This is a genomic window from Roseovarius litoreus (genome assembly GCF_900142765.1).
Classification (GTDB): domain Bacteria; phylum Pseudomonadota; class Alphaproteobacteria; order Rhodobacterales; family Rhodobacteraceae; genus Roseovarius; species Roseovarius litoreus.
Genome location: NZ_FRCB01000024.1, coordinates 1 through 1,739, shown reverse-complemented (window position 1 = coordinate 1,739; position 1,739 = coordinate 1). Strand labels below are relative to the sequence as shown.

Sequence of the window (1,739 nt, the reverse complement as noted above, 5' to 3'; positions counted from 1 at the left end):
ATGAAGATGACGACCGAAGAGGCCTTTGTCAAAACCCTTCAACGCCACGGGATCGAGCATGCGTTCGGGATCATCGGGTCGGCGATGATGCCGATATCGGATCTGTTTCCGCAGGCCGGGATCACGTTCTGGGATTGCGCCCATGAAGGCAGCGCCGGGATGATGGCCGATGGCTACACGCGCGCCACCGGCAAGATGAGCATGATGATCGCCCAGAACGGCCCGGGCATCACCAACTTCGTCACCGCCGTCAAGACCGCCTACTGGAACCACACGCCGCTTCTGCTGGTCACGCCGCAGGCCGCCAACAAGACCATCGGTCAGGGCGGCTTCCAGGAAGTCGAGCAGATGAAGCTGTTCGAGGACATGGTCGCCTACCAGGAAGAGGTCCGCGATCCCTCGCGCATGGCCGAAGTTCTGGCCCGCGTCATCTCGAAGGCCAAGAACCTCTCGGGGCCCGCGCAGATCAACATCCCGCGCGACTACTGGACCCAGGTGATCGATATCGAGCTGCCCGACCCGATCGAGTTCGAGCGCTCGCCGGGCGGCGAGAACTCGGTGGCCGAGGCCGCGCGCCTGATCTCCGAGGCCCGCAACCCCGTCATCCTCAACGGCGCCGGCGTGGTGCTCTCGGAGGGCGGCATCGCCGCCTCCCAGGCGCTGGCCGAGCGGCTCGATGCCCCGGTCTGCGTCGGCTACCAGCACAATGACGCCTTCCCCGGCTCGCATCCGCTCTTTGCCGGCCCGCTTGGCTATAACGGCTCGAAGGCGGCGATGGAGCTGATCAAGGACGCCGATGTGGTGCTCTGCCTCGGCACGCGCCTCAACCCGTTCTCGACACTGCCGGGCTATGGCATGGAATACTGGCCCAAGGACGCCAAGATCATCCAGGTCGACATCAACCCCGACCGCATCGGCCTGACCAAGAAGATCAGCGTCGGCATCATCGGCGACGCGGCCAAGGTGGCCCGCGGCATCCTGGGGCAGCTGTCGGACAGCGCCGGGGACGAGGGCCGTGACGCCCGCCGCGCCCGGATCGCCGAAACCAAGAGCAAATGGGCGCAGCAGCTCAGCAGCATGGACCACGAGGACGACGATCCCGGCACCACCTGGAACGAGCGCGCCCGTCAGGCCAAGCCCGACTGGATGAGCCCGCGCATGGCCTGGCGCGCGATCCAGTCCGCCCTGCCGCGCGAGGCGATCATCAGCTCGGATATCGGCAACAACTGCGCCATCGGCAATGCCTACCCGTCCTTCGAGGAGGGGCGCAAATACCTCGCTCCGGGCCTCTTTGGTCCCTGCGGCTATGGCCTTCCGGCGATCGTCGGCGCCAAGATCGGCCGCCCCGACGTGCCGGTGGTGGGCTTTGCCGGCGACGGCGCCTTCGGCATCGCGGTCAACGAGCTGACGGCGATCGGGCGCAGCGAATGGCCCGGCATCACCCAGATCGTGTTCCGCAACTACCAGTGGGGCGCCGAAAAGCGCAACTCGACCCTGTGGTTCGACGACAATTTCGTGGGCACCGAGCTTGACGACGACGTGAGCTACGCCGGCATCGCCAAGGCCTGCGGCCTCAAGGGCGTCGTCGCGCGCACCATGGACGAGCTCACCGACGCGCTGAACCAGGCGATCAAGGACCAGATGGAGAACGGTGTCACAACCCTCATCGAAGCCATGATCAACCAGGAACTCGGCGAACCCTTCCGCCGCGACGCCATGAAAAAACCCGTCGCCGTCGC

General features: G+C 66.0%; 1 protein-coding gene. It reads left to right on the top strand.

Translation table 11 applies throughout. The features are described 5' to 3' along the window. Positions 1-1,739: sulfoacetaldehyde acetyltransferase (gene xsc / locus F3H35_RS18685; protein WP_149781036.1), on the top strand; the 1,739-nt coding region annotated here is incomplete at its 3' end.